The following is a 21,702-nucleotide window of genomic DNA, read 5'->3' as shown; positions in this document are numbered from 1 at the left end:
AAGTTTTGATTATTTTTTGATACAAAATTAAATTTATTTAAATCAGATGCTTACATATTTATGCAACAAAGCAATACCAAATTAACTCTTATCATATACTTTATCTCTCAAATGTGGCTAATTTTTCAACATAAAAAATCCCCAAAATTGGGGATTGAGTACTGAATAAAATCAAGATCTTCAAAATTTGTTATTTAAGCAAACCTTGATCTTTTAATACTTGCCACATGGTAGAACCCAATTCAGCAGGGCTACGCGTATAAGCAATTCCAGCACGCTCAAAGGCTGCAAATTTTTCTTCCGCAGTGCCTTTACCGCCTGAAATAATTGCACCCGCATGTCCCATACGCTTACCTTTAGGTGCTGTCACTCCTGCAATATAACCCACCACAGGTTTGCTAACATTCGACTGGATATATTCCGCAGCTTCTTCTTCTGCCGTACCACCAATTTCACCAATCATAACAATCGCATCGGTGTCTGGGTCGTCTTGGAACAATTTTAAAGCATCAATTTGGTTCATACCTGGAATTGGGTCACCACCAATCCCGATACAGGTCGATTGCCCTAAGCCTAATTTGGTGGTTTGTGCCACAGCTTCATAGGTCAAAGTACCTGAACGTGAAATAATGCCAATTCGTCCTGGTTGATGAATATGCCCTGGCATGATGCCAATTTTACATTCACCTGGTGTAATCACACCTGGGCAGTTTGGTCCCACCAAACGTGTACCATTGCCATTGGTTTCTAAATAACGCTTGGCTTTGAGCATGTCGATGGTTGGCACACCTTCCGTAATCACCACAATCAAACCTACTCCAGAATCGACTGCTTCTACAATCGAATCTAAAACAAACGGTGCAGGCACATAAATCACCGATGCATCTGCACCTGTTTCACGTACAGCTTCTTTCATGGTGTTAAATACAGGTAATTCCAAATGGGTTTGACCACCTTTTCCTGGCGTTACCCCACCCACCACTTTAGTTCCATAATCAAGTGCTTGTGCTGAGTGAAAAGTACCATTTTTACCAGTGAAACCTTGTACCAATACTTTGGTGTCTTTATTAATTAATACGCTCATCCTGATTCTCCTTAAGCTTTCACTGCAGCAACAATTTTTTCTGCGGCATCAGACAAGCCGTTTGCAGAAATAAGTTTTAATCCTGATTCATCGAGTAATTTTGCACCAAGTTCCGAGTTGTTCCCTTCTAGGCGAACCACTACAGGTACTGTCACATTTACTTCCTGAACCGCTGCAATAATTGCTTCCGCAATCATGTCACAACGTACAATTCCACCAAAAATATTAATCAGTACGCCTTTAACCGAGTGATCTGCCAAAATAATTTTAAAGGCTTCAATTACGCGTTCTTTGGTTGCACCACCACCTACATCCAAGAAGTTCGCAGGCTGACCACCATAGAGTTTAATAATATCCATAGTTGCCATTGCTAAACCTGCACCATTCACCATACAACCGATATTGCCTTCTAAAGCAACATAGTTCAGGTCAAATTCTGATGCACGCAATTCACGTTCATTTTCTTGTGTTTTATCGCGCAGTACCAAGACTTCAGGTAAACGATACAGCGCATTGGAATCAATACCGACTTTGGCATCGACACATAAAATGTCGCCATTTTCACGTACAGACAATGGGTTAATTTCAAATAAGGCAAAATCATTGTCGATAAATGCCTGATAAGCCGCTGTCATAATCTTCACAAACTGCGTGATTTGACTGTCTTTGAGTTTTAATGTAAAAGCCACTTCACGTGCCTGAAATGGCAATAAACCCACTAAAGGATCAACTTCTACTTTAATAATTTTTTCTGGGGTTTCTTCTGCCACTTTCTCAATTTCAACACCACCTTCAGTAGATGCCATAAAAGTGACGCGACGGCTAGAACGATCTACCACTGCACCCAAATACAGTTCACGCTCTACAGGATAAACATCTTCAGCCACTAAAATACTGTTTACAGGCTGACCATAGGCATCGGTTTGATAGGTGACCAAACGTGTTCCAAGAATTTGGTTGGCATAGTCTGCTGCTTCTTGTGCAGATTTTACGACCTTCACGCCGCCCGCTTTACCGCGACCACCTGCATGCACCTGAGCTTTCATCACTGCAAATTTACCGCCCAGTTGCTCGAAAGCTTGCACAGCTTCTACGGCTGTAGTTGCCAAAATGCCTTCTTGTACTGGCATACCATATTTTTTTAATAGCGCTTTTGCTTGATACTCATGTAGATTCATTGACTAACCTTTTACTACTTCTTTTATTCAGTTATCACCACCAATATCAAACCGAAGTTTTAATATTGCTTTCCTTGTGTGGTGTTTTTCCTATGCTCTTTACTTTTAGATGATTATTCCCATAAATACAACCATCAAATGCAAAAAGAGCGGCCTAAGCCGCTCTTTTTAGTTTTATTTGCGTTTACGCTGAATCGCGTGAATCGCACGCCCATCTACAGCTAAAGCGGCTTCATGCACCACTTCAGAGAAGGTTGGGTGACCAAATGTCATTAATTGTAAATCTTCAACTGAAGATACAAACTCAAGTGCAATCATACCTTGGTGAACGATGTCAGACGCAGCAGGGCCAATCACGTGCATACCCAATAAACGATCTGTTTTTGCATCTGCAACAAACTTCACGAAACCAGCACCTTCGCCTGCAGCTAAAGCACGACCATTTACCGCGAAACCGAATTGACCAGTTTTCACTTCGTGGCCTTTTTCTTTCGCTTGCTCTTCAGTTAAACCAACCCACGCCGCTTCAGGGTGTGTGTAGATTACTGAAATGATTGTGTCGTAGTTGACTTGTGCAGCATGACCATGAATACGCTCAACTGCCATTACGCCTTCTTCCATTGCTTTGTGTGCAAGCATTGGACCACGTACCAAGTCACCAATTGCATATACACCTTCAACAGAAGTTGCACACCAATCGTTTACTTCAACCAAACCACGTTCAGTCAGTTTAATACCGCAGTCATCTGCCAATAAACCTTCAGCATAAGCACGACGACCTACACAAACGATCAATTTATCGAAAGTTTGTTCTTTGTCTTCGCCGCCTTGGGTATATTTAACAGTCACTTCACGACCATTAACTTCAGTACCTGAAACTTTCGCACCGATACGGATATCCATACCTTGCTTGGTCAATAGTTTTTGGTAGTCTTTTGCCAAAGCTTTGTCAGCCATTGGTAAGAATGCATCCATTGCTTCAAATACAACAACTTCTGCACCTAGACGACGCCATACTGAACCAAGTTCAAGACCAATTACGCCTGCACCAATCACACCTAAACGCTTAGGCACTTCTGGGAATTCTAATGCACCAGTAGAATCAACAATAATGTCTTGATCTACAGGAGCAACAGGAATATTTACAGGAACTGAACCAGTCGCAAGAATCACATATTTAGGCTCTAAAACTTGAGTTTCACCTTCGTGAGAAACGAACTCAACTTTTTTACCTGCAAGTAATTTACCTGTACCTTTTAACCACTCAACACCGTTACCTTTTAATAACTGATCAATACCGCCAGTTAATTGGTCAACGATTTTGTCTTTACGTGCTAATAGCTTCGCAAGGTCAAACTGTACTTCACCTGTGGTGATACCATGATCAGCCAAGTGATGAACCGTATCTTCATAACGATGTGAAGAATCAAGTAATGCTTTAGATGGGATACAACCCACGTTTAAGCATGTACCACCCAAAGATGGTTTACCTTTGTGAATACGTTTTTCGATACACGCAACTTTAAAGCCAAGTTGAGCCGCACGAATTGCCGCTTCATAACCACCTGGGCCACCGCCAATAACAACAAGATCAAATTGTTGAGACATTTTTATCTCCAAAAATGGGCTTAGAGGATCGCTCCAAGCCCACTGATTTATTCTTTAGAATTAAAGGTCAAGGATGAGTTTAGCTGGCTCTTCTAACAATTCTTTGATTGTTACAAGGAAACCTACAGCTTCTTTACCATCAATTAAACGGTGGTCATAAGAAAGCGCTAAGTACATCATTGGCAAGATTTCAACTTGACCATTTACCGCCATAGGACGCTCTTGGATTTTGTGCATGCCCAAAATTGCAGTTTGTGGCGTGTTTAGAATTGGTGTAGATAACAATGAACCGAAAGTACCACCGTTAGTAATGGTGAATGTACCGCCAGTCATATCTTCAATACCTAGCTTACCGTCACGTGCTTTATAAGCATAGTCACGAATACCGTTTTCTACTTCAGCGTAGTTCATGCGGTCTGTATCACGTAATACAGGAACCACTAAACCACGGTCAGAAGAAACCGCTACACCGATGTCGTAGTAACCGTGATATACGATGTCTTCGCCATCAATAGAAGCGTTTACTGCTGGGTAACGTTTCAATGCTTCAGTTGCAGCTTTCACGAAGAAAGACATAAAGCCTAAACGTGCACCATGACGTTTTTCAAATGCGTCTTTGTATTGTGCACGCATTTCCATGATTGGCTTCATGTTCACTTCGTTGAATGTTGTTAACATTGCAGTTTCTTGAGTCGCTGCAAGTAAACGCTCTGCAACACGCTTACGTAAACGTGTCATAGGAACACGTTTCTCGATACGCTCACCTACCGCAACGCTTAATGGCGCAGCTGCAGCAGCAGGTTTAGCTTGATGATTTGCAACATCTTCTTTAGTGATACGACCACCACGACCTGTACCAGAAACGTCTGCAGCATTGATACCTGTTTCAGTCAACGCTTTACGTACTGCTGGTGCTTGGTCAGCAACTGGTTGTGCACGCTCAACAACTGGCGCAGCACCTGCTTCAGTTTTCGCCGCAGCTTGCTCTACTTGTGCTTCAGACTGAACTGCTTGAGTTTGAGCAGCGCCAGAAACAGCACCCGCTTCAAATTGAGCAATTACTTCGTCAGAAAGAACTGTATCGCCTTCGTTTTTGATGATTGCAGAGATTGTGCCATCAGCAGGAGCGACTACTTCCAAAACAACTTTATCGGTTTCAATATCACAGATCACCTCATCACGTGAAACTGCTTCACCTGGTTGTTTGTGCCAAGTTGCAATCGTACCGTCTGCAACTGACTCTGGAAATACCGGTGCTTTAATTTCGGTTGCCATTACTTCGAATCTCCTGTTATTCAGCTACGATCGCAAGCGCGTCATTGATGAGCTGAGCTTGTTGTTTTGCATGCAAATATGGTGAACCACACGCTGGTGCTGCAGATGCTTCACGACCCGCATAACTAATGCGAATCTGTTTACCAGTTTTCATTACGTCATCATATAAACGTGGCGCGATGAATAACCAAGCACCTTGGTTCTTCGGCTCTTCTTGAGTCCAAACTAATTCTTTTACGTTTGGATAAGAAGCAAGAACTTCAGCAAGACGTTGTTCTGGATATGGGTACAACTGTTCAATACGAACAATTGCAGTATTGTTCAATTCTAATTCACGACGCTTTTCAAGCAAGTCGTAATACACTTTACCACCACACAATACCAAACGCGTCACGTCTGATTTGTTGATGTTGTCAATTTCATCAATCACAGTCTGGAATGTACCAGTTGCAAGCTCATCAAGGTTAGACACTGCTAACTTGTGACGAAGTAAAGACTTCGGCGACATGATGATCATTGGCTTACGGATTGGACGAATCGCCTGACGACGTAAAGCGTGGAAAATCTGTGCAGGTGTTGTTGGTGTCATCACTTGCATGTTTTCTTCCGCACAAAGCTGTAAGAAACGCTCTAAACGTGCAGATGAGTGCTCAGGACCTTGACCTTCAAAACCGTGTGGAAGAAGCATCGTTAAACCACACACACGCTCCCACTTGGTTTCGCCAGATGAAATGAACTGGTCGATTACCACTTGAGCACAGTTGGCAAAGTCACCGAATTGTGCTTCCCAAATAATCAAGCTCTTTGGAAGGGTCGTCGCATAACCATATTCAAATGCCAATACTGCCATTTCAGACAATAATGAGTCGTAGATTGCAACGCGTGGTTGGTTCTCTTTGATGTGGCAAAGTGGAATATAAGTTTTACCATCGACTTGGTTATGCAGTTTTGCATGACGGTGCGAGAAAGTACCACGACCAACGTCTTCACCAGTCAAACGAACAAGGTAACCCTCATCCAACAAAGATGCGTAAGCTAAAGTTTCAGCTGCACCCCAGTTTAGTGGCATTTCACCTGTTTGCATTTTCAAGCGATCGTCAATCACTTTGGCAACTTGGCGCTGCATCACGAAACCTTCTGGAAGTTTACGCATGGTTTGACCAAGTTCTTTCAAACGCTCGATAGGGAAAGTTGTATCCCAAACGTCTGTATAGTCGTGACCCAAGTATGGCGACCAATCTACAAACATTTTAGTATTTGGCTCAAGTACCAATGCGTTCGCAACGTGATTACCCGCTTCTAAATCTGCGCGGTAATCTTCAATCATTTGATCTGCTGCTGCGCGATCCAACACACCTTCTTGCACCAATTGGTCAGCATACAAAGTACGTGTAGTGGTCTTTTTGTTGATCACTTGATACATCATTGGCTGAGTTGCTGCAGGTTCATCCGCTTCGTTGTGACCACGACGACGGTAGCAGAACAAATCAATCACAACGTCTTTACGGAATGTATGACGGAAATCGTGTGCCAATTGAGATACAAAAATCACCGCTTCAGGATCATCGCCATTCACGTGGAAAATTGGCGCCTGAATCATTTTTGCAATGTCAGTACAGTATTCAGTAGAACGTGCGTCACGTGGGTCAGATGTTGTGAAACCAACTTGGTTGTTAATCACAATGTGAACTGTACCACCTACGGTATAACCGCGAGTTTGTGACATTTGGAAGGTTTCTTGGTTAACACCTTGACCTGCAAATGCGGCATCACCGTGAACGATTAATGGCAATACATCATCACCACCAATGTCTTTACGACGTACTTGGCGCGCACGTACAGAACCTTCAACCACAGGTCCAACAATTTCTAAGTGCGATGGGTTAAACGCAAGTGCCAAGTGCACTTCACCACCCGGAGTCATCACGTTAGATGAGAAACCTTGGTGATATTTTACGTCGCCAGAACCTTTTTTATGCAAGCTCTTACCTTCAAACTCACCAAATAGGTCTGCTGGGTTTTTACCCATGATATTCACAAGCAGGTTCAAACGACCACGGTGTGGCATGCCAATGACGACTTCTTTACAGCCAACAGCACCCGCACGTTGAATGATTTCATTCACCATAGGGATAAATGATTCACCGCCTTCTACACCAAAGCGTTTCGCACCAACGTATTTATTACCTAGATATTTTTCTAGACCCTCAGCTGCTGTTAAGCGTTCAAGAACGTGTTTCTTTTGATCTGCAGTAAATGTGAACTTACCACGTGCGCTTTCTAAGCGTTGTTGAATCCAGCGTCTTTCTTTGGTATCAACAATGTGCATGTATTCTGCACCAATTGAACCGCAGTAGATCGCCTGCATGGCATCAACCATTTCGCCTAGTGTTGCTTCAGACTTACCAATTTCCAAATTACCTGTATGGAAAACAGTATCTAAATCAGACTTGGTTAAACCATGTGCAGCAAGATCAAGATCTGGCACGTCTTCACGTTTTGCCAAACCTAGTGGATCTAATTTTGCTTTTTGGTGACCACGGTTACGGTAAGCAGCAATCAGTTGCAACACGCCAATTTGACGTTGTTCATGTTCAGAACTCACTGAACCTTGAACAATGGCTTGAACGCGATTTGAATTACGACCTAATAAAAGGAATTGCTCACGTACATTACTGTGTGGTTGATCACCCTTCGGGAATTTATCGAAATATTCGCGCCAATCAGCACCGACTGATTCCGGTGACGTCAAATAATGCTCGTAAAGTTCTTCAATATACGCTGCACTATCAGCGGAAAGTTCAGTGTCAAGACGCAGTGCGTCAGCAACTTCTTGCATTTGTGGACCCATTTCCTATTGCAAAAACATTTTCCAGGATGCTTTTTAAGCAAAACCCATGATTGATAATGTCAAATTGGTAACATGACATTAGTCCCCAGTTGACATATGTCATGAGGCGTTATCACTACATTAGGAAAACCCAATGTCATTTATGAATCATAACGCCCTCATTGGCATCATCACTCATTTATATACTCGACCCAAGCCGAGCAATTTTTTGCAAAATCGTTTTAGAAAAAATAAGTGCTCAGTCTTAGCTTTTCTAATACGACTTTTCTGCAATAGTCCTGATTTAATAACACATCATTTGCACTTAAAATGTTGATAAAATGTACAAAAATTCAACATTTTTCAGATATAGTCATTTGTTAATCGTAACATGATCTCAGAAATGCAATTGATTTTTTTGACACATACCTCCTATAAATTGGCGAAATACACTGATTCTATTTTCATCTAATATATGGTGCTTTATTTAAAAAACAGATGCAATTTAGACCAAAGTCCAACACCGCTATTTCAGATAAAATAAAAGAGAGCACATCTCTCAATCTGCCCTCTCACTTACACGTTACATGATAACATCTAAAAATAAATATTGCAGCTAAACTTGGCATTTGCCCATGCTTTACAACAAAATAGCAGCACTGGATTACAATTGTGTGCAACTTTAGTCGGCTAAATGCTGTTTTTGTCTATTTATCCAACAGTTATACCTAAAAAATATCAAATACTCACTTTTTAATCACTTCTTTGCATGCAACATTTTTCATTTATGTACTCATCAAAAACAAGCAACTTATCACACGACTTTTATCGTAATTTTGGCACAAAAAAAAAGCACACCTAGGTGTGCTTTTTTCAACTGATCACGCAGTCTATTAGCCAGCCATATCTAAAAGCATGTTACGGATGTGACCGATTGCTTTAGTTGGGTTCAAGCCTTTAGGACATACAGATACACAGTTCATAATACCTTTACAACGGAACAAAGAGAATGGATCGTCAAGACGAGCCAAACGCTCTTGAGTTGCAGTATCACGCGAATCGATAATGAAACGATATGCATTCAACAACGCTGAAGGACCCAAGAACTTGTCTGGGTTCCACCAGAATGATGGGCATGAAGTTGAACAACATGCACAAAGAATACATTCATACAAACCATCAAGATGCTCACGCTCTTCTTGAGATTGTAAACGCTCTTTTGGTGGCGCAGGTTGGTTGTTGATCAAGAACGGATGAATCTTGTTATACTGATCGTAGAACTGATTCATGTCTACAACCAAGTCTTTAATTACAGGAAGACCTGGAAGCGGGCGAATTGTGATCACTTCTGGTAAATCGTTTAGGTTCCAAAGACACGCTAAACCATTTTTACCATTGATGTTTACACCATCAGAACCACAAATACCTTCACGACATGAACGACGGAATGTCAAAGATTCGTCTTGTACTTTCAATTCAAGAAGTGCATCAAGCAACATACGGTGCTTATCAGTCAATTCAAGCTTAAAAGTTTGCATGTACGGTGCTTTATCCTTATCAGGATCGTAGCGGTAGATATTAAATGTACGAGTACCTCTACTCATCTTACTTCTCCCAATTAGAATGTACGTGGTTTAGGTGGAATAGCAGCTACAGTAAGCGGCTTGTAACGTACTGGTTTGTACTCAAGACGGTTATCTGTAGAGAACCATAAAGTATGCTTCATCCACTCATCATCACGACGACCATAAGAATAAGTTGGGTGATCTGGTGGTAACTCAAAGTCTACAACCGTATGCGCACCACGACATTCTTTACGTGCAGCAGCTGAGATTAGTGTCGCTTTAGCAACTTCATACAAGTTTTCAACTTCTAATGCTTCTACACGTGCAGTGTTGAATACTTTAGATTTGTCTTTCAAATGAATGTTGCGAACACGTGGCTCAAGCGCAAGAATTTGTTTCACACCTTCATCAAGCAATGCTGAAGTACGGAATACACCTGCGTGGTCTTGAACGATGTTACGAATTGCATCAGCAACTTCTTGAGCGTTTTCACCTGAAGTCGATTCGTCAAGTTTACGAATACGGTTCACAGTATTTTCAAGTACAGTTGTTGGAAGTGGTTCGTACTCACCATCGTGTTGCTTAGTCACATACTCAATGATGTGTTGACCCGCAGCTTTACCAAATACAACCAAGTCAAGCAATGAGTTTGTACCTAAACGGTTAGCACCGTGTACAGATACACATGAACACTCACCAATTGCATAGAAACCTTTTACTGGTTTAGCAAAGTCACGGTCGCCCGCGTTGGTTGTATATGTATCAGTTTCTGCGTTGTAGTTCGCAACCAACTCTTGAGTTTCACGGCTTTCTGGAACAACCACTTGACCATGAATATTGGTTGGAATACCACCCATTTGGTAATGGATTGTAGGAACAACAGGAATTGGCTCTTTAGTACAGTCAACGTTCGCGAATTTCTTACCAATCTCAAATACAGATGGAAGACGCTTCATGATTGTGTCTGCACCCAAGTGCGTCATATCAAGCAAGATGTAGTCTTTGTTTGGACCACAACCACGACCTTCTTTAATTTCTTGGTCCATAGAACGTGATACGAAGTCACGTGGCGCCAAGTCTTTCAAAGTTGGTGCATAACGCTCCATGAACGGCTCGCCTGAATCGTTACGAAGGATACCACCCTCACCACGACAGCCTTCCGTTAACAATACGCCCGCGCCCGCAACACCTGTTGGGTGGAACTGCCAGAATTCCATATCTTGTAATGGAATACCTGCACGCGCAGCCATACCAAGACCGTCACCAGTATTGATATATGCGTTTGTAGATGCACGGTACACACGACCTGCACCACCTGTAGCAAACAATGTCGCTTTCGCTTGGAATACTGCAATTTTACCTGTTTCTTGGTCAATTGCAGTCACACCTAGTACATCGCCAGCTTCGTTACGGATCAAATCAAGAGCAATCCATTCTACGAAGAATTGAGTACCCATTTTCACGTTGCTTTGATAAAGCGTGTGAAGAAGTGCGTGACCTGTACGGTCAGCTGCAGCACATGCACGTGGAACCGCTTTTTCACCGTAGTTTGCAGAGTGACCACCGAATGGACGTTGGTAAATTGTACCGTCTGCGTTACGGTCAAATGGCATACCCAAGTGTTCTAATTCATAAACCACTTGTGGCGCTTCACGCGTCATGAATTCAATCGCGTCTTGGTCGCCCAACCAGTCAGAACCTTTTACTGTGTCGTAAAAGTGGTAGTGCCAGTTATCTTCTTGCATGTTACCAAGAGATGCACCAATACCACCCTGCGCTGCAACAGTGTGTGAACGTGTAGGGAATACTTTGGTCAATACCGCAACTTTCAAACCTGCTTGAGCAAGTTGGTAAGATGCACGCATACCTGAACCACCACCACCAACGATGACTGCGTCAAAGAATTGGTGTGGAATATTTGTATAATCTTCTTTAGGGTTAATCGCGCCCATGATATTTTCCTATCAATTCGCCCAGAAAATCTGGATTGCCCAGATTGCGTATGCAAAAACAGCAATAATCACTGCTGAAGTCAGCACTAGGCGTAAACCTGAAGCTGAAGGACCCATTTGACGAGTAGTCACATAGTCAGTGAATACTTGCCACATACCGATCCAAGCATGTGCAACAAGAGATAAGACTGCCAATAAAGACATAATCTTCATTGGTAATGTCATCATAAAGCCGTACCACTGTTCAAAGTTGAATCCACCGTTAAGAAGAATCCAACCAAATACCACAACGGTATAAACAGCAAGAACAACAGCACTAATACGTTGGATAAACCAATCGCGAGAACCTGAACCCGTTAAACCTGTAGCACTTTTCATTAGATTACAATCCATACAAATGCTGCAACGATACCGATAGCAGACAAGATCAATGAAATAGTAGCTGCAATGCGACCACTTTGCAGTTCTTCTGCAAAACCAAGGTCAGCAAGTAAGTGCTTAACACCAGCAATGAAGTGATAGATTAAGCCGGCTACAAATACCCATACGATAAAGCGCACAAAGAAACCGTTAAAAATTTCTTGAACTTGAGCAAAACCTTCAGGTGAAGACAAAGACTTGTCTAACAACCATAAAAGTACCGGTACGAGTAAAAATACGATGACACCAGAAAGACGGTGTAGAATTGATGCAATAGCCACGGGCGATTTTAAGTTTACTTCTAAAACTTGACCCATGGACAAATTGACAGGTCTGTTGCTTTTCACAGCGGGCATCCTGTAAGTAAAAACTCCATCCGGAGTTTGTTGGAATAAATTCGAAGGAAAGCTGGCATTGTTAGGCAAATTCATGCCTAACCTTAAAACGACACTGAATTATAAAACGTCAACTGTTAAAATACAAACAACTCTACTCGGCTTTTTGGCTAAAAAACCCTTAAATAAGAATCATTAACAAGTATAAAGACAAACCAATTACCATCCACAACCACACAATCAAACATAAATCTATGTTTTTAAATAAATTATTAAAGTGAAAACTCTTGATGACACAATCAGTGGCTTTAGAATATTTAGACTAAAGATAAATTTGTACTTTGTTTTTCAGATGTTCTTCGGGTTTTCACATACTTATATATAAGTAGCAGCACTATATATGTGTGTACTCCACTGTTTGCAGCAATTTACAACCACAACACAAGACTCTTAGATCCAGACAGCCCATCACTTTGCTTTGGTCAAGGTACACCTGATCATGGATTAAACTTTAATGTCGGCACATACCTCAATCTATTTATACAACTTATATTTACTTTAAACACCACACCTAAATAAATATTAAAAATGATAATCATCATGCGAATGAATGACTTATCCAGTATTTTTTGTATCTGTATGGATAAATAACCGCGCTTTATTCACAAAGATTTCATCATTTCCCACTCAAAATATGATGGGTTATGGCTATTTTCAGGAGTTTAATCAGTCATTTTTTGATCAATCAATATCGAATTTAAATACCAGACTTACTGCCTATTACAAACAATCTGACCACCCTACCGTGTATGTAAAAACGTGTAAGTTATGAGAATTAGATAAATTTAAGTATTGGACTGAATCCTGCTAAAGAAATAGCACATCAAAACTAGTATTTAAAATTGCTTACAATTAATCCGTATTGATGATTTTTTTCTGCACATCCGACAAATTTTGACTTATGATACGGCGGCTGTGCTGTGATTTTATTGATTTTTTTACTGGAATTTTTTCGGCTTTTTCTATAAACAGTCGTCTGCTTAATCCATAAGTATAATTGACAAAATTTCAGTACTCTCTAATCTTAGAGCTAATTTTTAATCCGTCTGACTTGCGCATTAAAAGATTGATACTTCGAGTCAGATCAACATTCACCAGGACAGGAGATCTATTGAATGTCTGAAGCAACTGGCAAAAAAGCCGTATTACAGCTTGATGGAAAAGAAATTGAATTACCAATTTACAGCGGCACATTAGGCCCAGATGTAATTGACGTTAAGGATGTGTTGGCGGCAGGTCACTTTACTTTTGATCCTGGTTTTATGGCAACAGCGTCTTGCGAGTCTAAAATTACGTTCATTGATGGTAACAAAGGTATTCTTTTACACCGTGGTTACCCAATTGACCAATTAGCGACTAAAGCTGACTACTTAGAAACTTGCTACTTATTATTAAATGGCGAGCTTCCAACTGCAGAACAAAAAGCTGATTTTGACGCTAAAGTTCGTAACCACACTATGGTTCACGACCAAGTAAAACGTTTCTATAACGGTTTCCGTCGTGACGCTCACCCTATGGCAATCATGGTAGGTGTTGTTGGTGCGTTATCTGCGTTCTATCACAACAACTTAGACATCGAAGATGTTAACCACCGTGAAATCACAGCGATTCGTTTAATCGCGAAGATTCCTACTTTAGCGGCTTGGAGCTACAAGTACACTGTTGGTCAACCATTTGTTTACCCACGTAACGACTTAAGCTACGCAGAAAACTTCTTGTACATGATGTTTGCTACACCAGCAGACCGTGATTACAAAGTAAACCCTGTTCACGCTCGCGCAATGGATCGTATTTTCACGCTTCACGCTGACCACGAACAAAACGCGTCTACTTCAACTGTACGTTTAGCTGGTTCTACTGGCGCTAACCCATACGCATGTATCTCTGCAGGTATTTCTGCACTTTGGGGTCCTGCTCACGGTGGTGCGAACGAAGCTGTTCTTAAGATGCTTGATGAAATCGGCTCTGTAGAACACGTTGCTGAGTTCATGGAAAAAGTGAAGACTAAAGAAGTTAAACTTATGGGCTTTGGTCACCGCGTTTATAAAAACCATGACCCACGTGCAACTGTAATGAAGCAAACTTGTGACGAAGTACTTAACGACTTAGGTATCAACGATCCACAACTTGCACTTGCAATGGAACTTGAGCGTATTGCGTTATCTGATGAATACTTCATCAAGCGTAACTTATACCCTAACGTAGACTTCTACTCAGGTATCATCCTTAAAGCGATTGGTATCCCAACAGAAATGTTTACTGTAATTTTCGCACTTGCACGTACAGTTGGTTGGATCAGCCACTGGTTAGAAATGCACAGCGGTCCTTACAAAATCGGTCGTCCTCGTCAGCTTTACACTGGCCACACTCAACGCGACATCAACCGTTAATTCGGTCTGCGTTGTAGCGTGTAAAACGACACGACAAAAAAACCACCTTCGGGTGGTTTTTTTATTGCTTTTATTTAGCTCACCAAACTCATTTCTGTTTGGTTTGTCCTAAACCACAACCAAAACGTAAAATAAAATTTAGATCATTGCGGATTTAGGCTATATTTTTGATGTCTGCCACTTACGACTCATTTCCATGCTACAACTGCATTTATTCATTCTCAGCTTATTGATGCGACTGCTCAAACTAGATCAGTTTAGATGTCGAAGCCTAACTGCAATGGAAATACAGTTGTGCCAATCTGTGTTTGGCAATCTGATTGACTACAGCCAAGTCAAAGTTATGAACCATCCTTATTTGCCTTGGCAGCCACAGCACATTTTTATGGCCCCCTGTGGCTATATTCATGTGCGTAATCGGCATTATCTAGCCGACTACAGCCAAGCACACCGTGGCTATCAAGCGATCTTTATTCATGAGATGGCGCACATTTTACAGCATCAACATCACATCAATGTCTTACTGCGTGGTGCGGTATTGCAAACCGCGTATTTTTTGAGTTTTAAGCGTTACAATCCATATCATTATCGCTTAATTGAAGCGAAACCTTTTTTTGCTTACAACATTGAGCAACAAGGTGAAATTGCCAAAGATATTTTTCTTAAAAAAATAGACAATATTATTTTAAACAGCCCGCACCGCTCGACTTAGCTCACTCATCTTGGTACATGCTTATTTCACGAAAAACACATGCATCATACAACCTAAAAATATAATGCTTTTCAAATAAATAGCATAAAAATTCTGTCACATTTCAATGATATTCTTGCAGACAAGACAATAAAGTGTATTCGATGCTAGCATCTATTCTAAATTAAGATAAAATAGCAAAAGTCTCCATTTTTGCACTGCAAAATAAGATCTTTATCTGTTAGATAATAAATGGTTTTTATTTGTGCCTTTCGGCAGTCGTTTAATCCACAATACACTACGCTGAAATTTTTATAACAATAATCATCAGCCACTTACGTGTATTCTACACCTATAGGAATAGGACTTAATTTAAATGAAATCTTTTAAAATTGCCCTTGCACAGTTCTCTCCACACATTGGCAATCTCGAAGCAAACGCGCAAAAAATGCTTGAACAAGCAAATGAAGCGAAAAAACAACATGCAGATTTGATTATTTTTCCTGAACTTTCAATTTTGGGCTACCCTGCAGAAGATTTATTACTGCGCCCAAGCTTGAATCAACGCACACAACAAGCATTTGAACAATTACGTGAAATTAAAGATATTGTTTTAGTTTTCGGCTTTGTCAATGAAACTGAAGATGGTCAGCGCTTTAACTCGGCTGCCGTCATGAAAGATGGCAACATCTTAGGTATTTACAACAAGCAAAATTTACCAAATTATGCTGTATTTGATGAAAAACGCTATTTTGATGAAGGTCATCAACACTTAGTTTTTGAATACCTTGGTCATAAATTTGGCGTTTTGATTTGCGAAGATTTATGGTCTTTGCCAACCGTGCAGCAATTGGCACAGTTGAATGTAGAAACTGCATTGGTCTTGAACGCATCGCCTTATGAAGTGGGTAAACCGCAGCATCGTGTACAGACCATGACCGAACTTGCAAAACAATTACATCTCAATGTGGTGTATGTAAACCAAGTTGGCGGTCAAGATGATTTAATCTTCGATGGTACGAGCTTTGTGATTAACCAAGCAGGCAATGTTGCATTACAAGCCCCAACCTACCAAGAAGGTTTATTCTACGCAGAATATGACGCTGCACAGAAGCACTTTAAAACTGCCGAAATTAGCCCAGCTTTAGACACCCTTGCAGAAATCTATCAAGGTTTAGTGCTCGCAACCCGTGACTACGTGCAACGCTCTGGCTTCCCTGGTGTAATTCTTGGCTTGTCGGGCGGAATTGATTCAGCGCTCACTCTTGCTATTGCGGTTGATGCAATTGGTGCAGATAAGGTACAAGCGGTAATGATGCCGTACACTTATACCGCGCAAATTAGTGTGGAAGATGCTGCAGAGCAAGCCAAAACTTTAGGCGTGACTTTTGGTATTGCTGAAATTCACCCGATCGTAAATAGCTTTATGCAAACGCTGTATCCTTTCTTTGGTAACAGCCCTAGCGACACCACAGAAGAAAATTTACAAGCTCGTGCACGCGGCACAATCTTAATGGGTCTGTCGAATAAGTTTGGTAACCTCGTGCTTTCTACAGGTAACAAATCTGAGTTAGCAGTTGGTTACTGCACGCTTTATGGCGATATGGTCGGTGGTTATGCGGTACTCAAAGATGTGTACAAAACCATTGTGTTTGAATTGGCAAAATACCGTAACAGCATCGCTGATACTCCTGTGATTCCTGAACGTGTGATTACCCGCCCACCTTCAGCAGAATTACGTCCAGACCAAAAAGACCAAGATTCTTTACCACCATACGAAGTGCTCGATGCGATTTTGTATGCGTATATTGAAGAAGATCAAAGCCAAGAAGATATCATTGGCAAAGGCTTTGAACGTGCGATGGTTGAGAAAGTCATTCAATTGGTTGATCGCAACGAGTACAAGCGTCGCCAAGGTGCATTAGGACCACGTATTAGTTCACGCGCTTTTGGTCGTGAACGTCGCTATCCGCTCGTCAATGGTTGGAAAGCAGGGATTTAACGCTAAAGCATTGCTTAAACAAAGATACAAAAAAACCAAGCTACGGCTTGGTTTTTTTGTACCTGCCATTAAACCAATGCTGCAAAAAGTAGCCTAAAATTTTGACATAAAAAAAAACCAAGCTGAGAGCTTGGTCTATAAAAATGGTGGCTATGACGGGACTTGAACCTGTGACCCCCGCATTATGAGTGCGGTGCTCTAACCAACTGAGCTACATAGCCATAAACTGTGTGCGCATTATCTAAACTTAGCCCTGCATCGTCAAGTATTTTAATTTACAAACGCTCACAGTTTAAGCAAAAACAGTGCAATTTGTTTAATTTTAATCAAATTACTATTTTCTTACGGAGATTCTTAAATATTTGCAGCAAAATCTATATCAAGTCACACAGAAAAAAGAGAATAAATTCAACCATGATCTTGAAGTCTATAATACTGAGTAGCCTTGTTGTTGGCTTAAGTTCCTGCGCTTTGGTTTCACCTGTTTTTGTAGATTACAACGGCGTACGGCGTGATGTTGCGCAATTTATCAATTCTAAAATGAGTTATAGCATCGCAGACCGACGTGTTTTGGTTGCTTATGCCAAAGGACAGCAAAAGATTTTAACGGCGCATCAACTGAATGCTGCAGCGCAGCAACAACTGGCTTATGAGCGTGCTGTAGGGCGTTATTGTGCATCACAACACATTTCGCTAAAAAAATTAAATCAGGTCGATGCCAAAATTTTTGCTCACTCTGATCAACAAGCCAATTGGCAACAGATTCAAAACCTACAAATGCAGATTCAACTGGATACAGCTCAAATAGATTGCACAGACAAATTTTAAACAAAAAAAAGACCACGTTAGTGAACGTGGTCTGAAAAATGGTGGCTATGACGGGACTTGAACCTGTGACCCCCGCATTATGAGTGCGGTGCTCTAACCAACTGAGCTACATAGCCAAAAACTGTGCGCGCATTATCTGCTGTAATCTAGGTAACGTCAAGCCTTATCACGCATCAATTGCTTAAAATTTGGTGAAGTGAACCGATAAGCCGGGTTCTGTCGAGAACGATCATTCCTCTAGGCGTACAATCACTCATACGCTCAAGCGACCTACCCGAATCCAGTACGGGCCGTACCTCAGGATTCCTATTTGGTCTTGCTTCTGGTGGGGTTTACCATGCCATGAACTGTTACCAGCCATGCGGTGCGCTCTTACCGCACCCTTTCACCCTTACCTTCAATTTCTTCCGAAAAAGAAACCATACGAAGGCGGTCTACTCTCTGCTGCACTTTCCGTCGGCTCACGCCGCCCAGGCGTTACCTGGCACCCTGCCCTATGAAGCCCGGACTTTCCTCCCCTGTTTCAGTCACGGAGACCTCCACAGCAGCGATCGTCTGGTTCACTTCGAAGGCGCATCTTAGCAAAATTATAAGTTAATTGCTTGCGCTTTTTTGAGCAATCAGTTTTTTATATTTTTCCAGCAATTGTTCCTGTGTTTCTACATGCTCTGGATCGAGCGGAATACAATCGACTGGGCAAAATAACTGACACTGCGGCTGCTCGTGATGTCCTACACATTCAGTACATAATGCTGGATTAATCTCATAAATCAGCTCACCCATATAAATTGCCTCATTTGGGCATACAGGTTCACAGACATCACAGTTAATACATTCATCGGTAATATATAAAGACACGCTACCAACCTTGTCGTAATTTACGCTCAAAGGCTTCGACCACAACAGGTGCAACAAATTTAGTCACATCACCTTTTAAGCGTGCAATTTCACGAACTAATGTAGAAGAAATAAATGAATATTGCTCTGAAGGAGTCAGAAATACCGCTTCATATTTCGCATCTAATTGACGGTTCATATTTGCCAACTGAAATTCGTATTCAAAATCTGAAACAGCACGCAAACCACGCAAAACTGCAGTCGCATTTTGCTCACGGAAAAAATTAACCAATAAACCATCAAATCCGACAAATTCAACATTAGGCAAATGCTTTAAAGATGCCTGTGCCAATTCCACACGCTCTTCCAAAGTAAAAATTGGATTTTTATGATGTCCAATGGCAATTGCGACCACGACTTCATCAAACATTTTTGCAGCACGTGTCACCAAGTCAATATGACCATTAGTAATCGGGTCAAAGGTGCCCGGATAAATTACGCGAGTTTTAGACATCCATTATGCTCTAGTTGGTTTTGTCAAAGTTAGTTTAACAAATACAAAAAATTTTAGTGAACAAAGTCTACCAAATTATGAAATATCAAAGCAGTTTAGCCAACAGTTGTGATGATTTTGATTTGTCAGCAAGCCTTGGTTTGAGGCACAATAGTCATAAGTTTGGAAGTAATTGAATATGGCGAAGCTAACTGTAGTTAAAAAAAATACGGGCGGAACAATTGCACAGAATAAACGTGCACGCCACGATTATTTTATTGAAGAAAAATTTGAAGCAGGACTTTCTTTGCAAGGTTGGGAAGTCAAATCTTTGCGCGCAGGACGTATGACTATTACCGAAAGTTATATCCTGTTTCGTGACAATGAAGCCTTTTTATTTGGTGCACAAATTCAACCACTCTTGTCGGCTTCAACGCATGTAGTGCCTGAAGCGACCCGTACCCGCAAACTCTTACTTTCACGACGTGAAATTGAAAAGTTGATGGGTGCAGTCAATCAAAAAGGTTATTCTTGCGTACCTTTAGCATGTTATTGGAAAGGCCCTTTAGCGAAGCTTGAAATTGCTTTGGTGAAAGGTAAACAATTGCACGATAAACGCGCTTCTGAAAAAGACCGCGATTGGCAGCGTGATAAAGCACGTTTGATGCACAAATAATTTTGCACATTCCGCCCATAAAAAATGCTCGAGATCAACATCGAGCATTTTTTATGGAAGTTGTAAAACTAAAAATGCTTAGTCTTTAAGTTTTAATTCCACCAAATATTTACCAAATTTGACTGCAGTTTCCAAATCACCTTCGGGTGGCGTAACTTCAACACTGGCATTATCAGACTGCGTCATTAAACCCAAAAAGCTCGACATGCGGTTAATATCGTGTGGACTACGCCCTGTCGGCATAAACGGTAAACCTGACCACAACATGCCATGCTGCATCGCAAATAAATTAATTTGTTGCAGCACCGCCAGTTTATCGCCACTTAAACCACCGCCATTGGTAAAACCTGCCGCCAGTTTGCCCTGCCAAGTTCTGGCCAACCAACGCTTAGACGATTGCTCCATAAACTGTTTTAAAGCCGAAGTAATGCTGCCCATATAAGTTGGACAGCCCATAATGATAATATCGGCTTGATCTAGGCTATCCCATTCAATTTCAGCCACATCCATCAAAGTCACCTGAGCATCCATTTGCGCAGCACCTTGTGCAATATGCTGTGCCACCTTAGCAGTATGACCATAAGGACTGTGATAAACCACCGCCACACGAATAGCAGCGCAAGAAGATGTTGAATGAGTCACTGACATGAGAATGTTTAAAACCAAATAATTAAGTCAAGTTTAACACTAAGCCTGCATAAACACGAATGTTGCCATACGTCCTGTACGTGCTTGACGGCGGTAAGAATAGTAATCATCGGCTTGTTGATACGAGCACTGATCACCGCCCAAGACCGTTGTAACACCATGCTGCTGCAAAATAAAACGCGCGATCGCATACAAGTCAGCGAGATATTTACCTTGCTGCTGCCCTGCAATAAAAGCCGTGTCTAATTCAGGATATTTATCGCAAAATGCCTGTTTCACCTCAGCCCCAACTTCAAAACACGGCTGACTAATAGCCGCACCCAACCACGCCCATGTTGGAGCACTTTGCATTTCGGCGATGGTGTTTTCGATAATACCGTTGGCAAGACCACGCCAGCCTGCATGCAGATTCGCAACCTCAGTGCCTTCGGCATTGCCCAAAACCACAGGTAAACAGTCTGCGGTCATCATCATTAAAGCATGCGCTTTACGCTGAGTGACCAAACCATCGCCTTCTAAAGCTTCACAAGTGATTTGCTCATTAATGGTCTGACACAACACGCTATGTGTTTGCGTCATCCACGTCATTTTATCGACCCCATATTCAGCAAACTCTGCCAGTAAACTCATACGATGCTGCTGCACACGCCATGCATCATCCTGCACATGCAGCGCCAGATTAAAACCAGATACATCGGCACAGTCTGTCGCTAAAGCTTGCACATGTTGTATGCGGGTTTGCCCAACATACACACCTGCAGGTAATCCTTGAACAAATTGCATAAATCTATCCTTAGTCGTTTTCTGGCATTGCCGTATCTGAGTTGATC

18 protein-coding genes, 2 tRNA genes and 1 other RNA gene are annotated in these 21,702 nt (G+C 41.5%); 5 read left to right on the top strand and 16 right to left on the bottom strand.

The genetic code is table 11. From position 1 onward, the window contains the following. Positions 1 to 190 precede the first annotated feature (190 nt). The 9 genes from sucD to sdhC form a co-directional block, all read right to left on the bottom strand. On the bottom strand, positions 191 to 1,084 hold the full coding sequence (gene sucD, locus VF675_RS09260) for a succinate--CoA ligase subunit alpha (RefSeq protein WP_136144279.1): 894 nt from the start codon (positions 1,082 to 1,084) through the stop codon (positions 191 to 193). 11 nt (positions 1,085 to 1,095) lie between these two features. Beyond that, positions 1,096 to 2,262, bottom strand: coding sequence for an ADP-forming succinate--CoA ligase subunit beta (sucC, locus tag VF675_RS09255; RefSeq protein ID WP_440205124.1), 1,167 nt, complete (start codon positions 2,260 to 2,262; stop codon positions 1,096 to 1,098). Positions 2,263 to 2,436: 174 nt separating this feature from the next. Then, a complete protein-coding gene (lpdA, locus tag VF675_RS09250) occupies positions 2,437 to 3,870 on the bottom strand; it encodes a dihydrolipoyl dehydrogenase (RefSeq protein WP_004972188.1) in 1,434 nt (477 codons plus the stop codon). Positions 3,871 to 3,930: 60 nt separating this feature from the next. Further along, a complete protein-coding gene (odhB, locus tag VF675_RS09245; RefSeq protein WP_004972191.1) occupies positions 3,931 to 5,145 on the bottom strand; it encodes a 2-oxoglutarate dehydrogenase complex dihydrolipoyllysine-residue succinyltransferase in 1,215 nt (404 codons plus the stop codon). A gap of 16 nt (positions 5,146 to 5,161) precedes the next feature. Then, the gene (locus VF675_RS09240) at positions 5,162 to 7,984 is read right to left on the bottom strand and encodes a 2-oxoglutarate dehydrogenase E1 component (protein WP_096901045.1); all 2,823 of its coding nucleotides are present in this window, start codon (positions 7,982 to 7,984) and stop codon (positions 5,162 to 5,164) included. A gap of 884 nt (positions 7,985 to 8,868) precedes the next feature. Further along, positions 8,869 to 9,579, bottom strand: a complete 711-nt coding sequence (locus VF675_RS09235; protein WP_004972196.1) for a succinate dehydrogenase iron-sulfur subunit — start codon at positions 9,577 to 9,579, stop codon at positions 8,869 to 8,871. A 14-nt stretch (positions 9,580 to 9,593) separates the two neighbouring features. Then, complete coding sequence (locus VF675_RS09230; RefSeq protein WP_004972199.1) at positions 9,594 to 11,492, bottom strand: FAD-binding protein; 1,899 nt, start codon at positions 11,490 to 11,492, stop codon at positions 9,594 to 9,596. A 12-nt stretch (positions 11,493 to 11,504) separates the two neighbouring features. Then, positions 11,505 to 11,870: a succinate dehydrogenase, hydrophobic membrane anchor protein gene (gene sdhD / locus VF675_RS09225; protein ID WP_004972200.1), complete on the bottom strand. Its 366-nt coding sequence runs from the start codon at positions 11,868 to 11,870 to the stop codon at positions 11,505 to 11,507. After that, the gene (gene sdhC, locus VF675_RS09220) at positions 11,870 to 12,268 is read right to left on the bottom strand and encodes a succinate dehydrogenase, cytochrome b556 subunit (RefSeq protein ID WP_026438062.1); all 399 of its coding nucleotides are present in this window, start codon (positions 12,266 to 12,268) and stop codon (positions 11,870 to 11,872) included. The genes sdhD and sdhC overlap by 1 nt, the downstream gene beginning before the upstream one ends. 1,154 nt (positions 12,269 to 13,422) lie before the next feature. On the opposite strand from sdhC, the gene gltA reads away from it, so the two are divergent. The 3 genes from gltA (at position 13,423) to VF675_RS09205 (ending at position 17,390) form a co-directional block, all read left to right on the top strand. Beyond that, the gene (gltA, locus tag VF675_RS09215) at positions 13,423 to 14,697 is read left to right on the top strand and encodes a citrate synthase (protein WP_004972202.1); all 1,275 of its coding nucleotides are present in this window, start codon (positions 13,423 to 13,425) and stop codon (positions 14,695 to 14,697) included. Positions 14,698 to 14,893: 196 nt separating this feature from the next. Next, the gene (locus tag VF675_RS09210) at positions 14,894 to 15,409 is read left to right on the top strand and encodes a hypothetical protein (protein ID WP_004972203.1); all 516 of its coding nucleotides are present in this window, start codon (positions 14,894 to 14,896) and stop codon (positions 15,407 to 15,409) included. A gap of 355 nt (positions 15,410 to 15,764) precedes the next feature. Then, entirely contained in the window at positions 15,765 to 17,390 is a 1,626-nt protein-coding gene (locus tag VF675_RS09205; protein WP_167845846.1) for an NAD+ synthase, read from the top strand. Between the two features lie 144 nt (positions 17,391 to 17,534). On the opposite strand, the gene VF675_RS09200 is transcribed toward VF675_RS09205, so the two are convergent. Next, positions 17,535 to 17,611: transfer RNA gene (locus VF675_RS09200), tRNA-Met, on the bottom strand. Between the two features lie 193 nt (positions 17,612 to 17,804). On the opposite strand from VF675_RS09200, the gene VF675_RS09195 reads away from it, so the two are divergent. Next, positions 17,805 to 18,218, top strand: a complete 414-nt coding sequence (locus VF675_RS09195) for a hypothetical protein (protein WP_180061193.1) — start codon at positions 17,805 to 17,807, stop codon at positions 18,216 to 18,218. A gap of 39 nt (positions 18,219 to 18,257) precedes the next feature. Here the strand turns inward: VF675_RS09195 and VF675_RS09190 are convergent. From VF675_RS09190 to coaD, 4 genes are all read right to left on the bottom strand, one after another. Beyond that, positions 18,258 to 18,334 (bottom strand) — tRNA-Met (locus VF675_RS09190). Between the two features lie 73 nt (positions 18,335 to 18,407). Then, an RNA gene (gene rnpB / locus VF675_RS09185) (RNase P RNA component class A) lies at positions 18,408 to 18,785 on the bottom strand. 27 nt (positions 18,786 to 18,812) lie between these two features. Beyond that, entirely contained in the window at positions 18,813 to 19,076 is a 264-nt protein-coding gene (locus tag VF675_RS09180) for a YfhL family 4Fe-4S dicluster ferredoxin (protein ID WP_004972206.1), read from the bottom strand. 1 nt (position 19,077) lies between these two features. Continuing rightward, entirely contained in the window at positions 19,078 to 19,569 is a 492-nt protein-coding gene (coaD, locus tag VF675_RS09175; RefSeq protein WP_004972207.1) for a pantetheine-phosphate adenylyltransferase, read from the bottom strand. Between the two features lie 178 nt (positions 19,570 to 19,747). Between coaD and smpB the strand changes: the two genes are divergently transcribed. Continuing rightward, positions 19,748 to 20,224 (top strand): SsrA-binding protein SmpB, encoded by a 477-nt coding sequence (gene smpB, locus VF675_RS09170; RefSeq protein ID WP_004972209.1) that lies wholly within the window; start codon positions 19,748 to 19,750, stop codon positions 20,222 to 20,224. A gap of 78 nt (positions 20,225 to 20,302) precedes the next feature. On the opposite strand, the gene VF675_RS09165 is transcribed toward smpB, so the two are convergent. Further along, positions 20,303 to 20,872, bottom strand: a complete 570-nt coding sequence (locus VF675_RS09165) for a flavodoxin family protein (RefSeq protein ID WP_004972210.1) — start codon at positions 20,870 to 20,872, stop codon at positions 20,303 to 20,305. 39 nt (positions 20,873 to 20,911) lie between these two features. Next, complete coding sequence (pgeF, locus tag VF675_RS09160; RefSeq protein WP_179989240.1) at positions 20,912 to 21,655, bottom strand: peptidoglycan editing factor PgeF; 744 nt, start codon at positions 21,653 to 21,655, stop codon at positions 20,912 to 20,914. Positions 21,656 to 21,702 lie beyond the last annotated feature (47 nt).

The organism is Acinetobacter sp. Lyrl_1, from assembly GCF_051948795.1.
Lineage (GTDB): Bacteria > Pseudomonadota > Gammaproteobacteria > Pseudomonadales > Moraxellaceae > Acinetobacter > Acinetobacter towneri.
The sequence above is the reverse complement of the archived record's forward strand: the minus strand, read 5'-3'. Positions and strand labels throughout refer to the sequence as shown.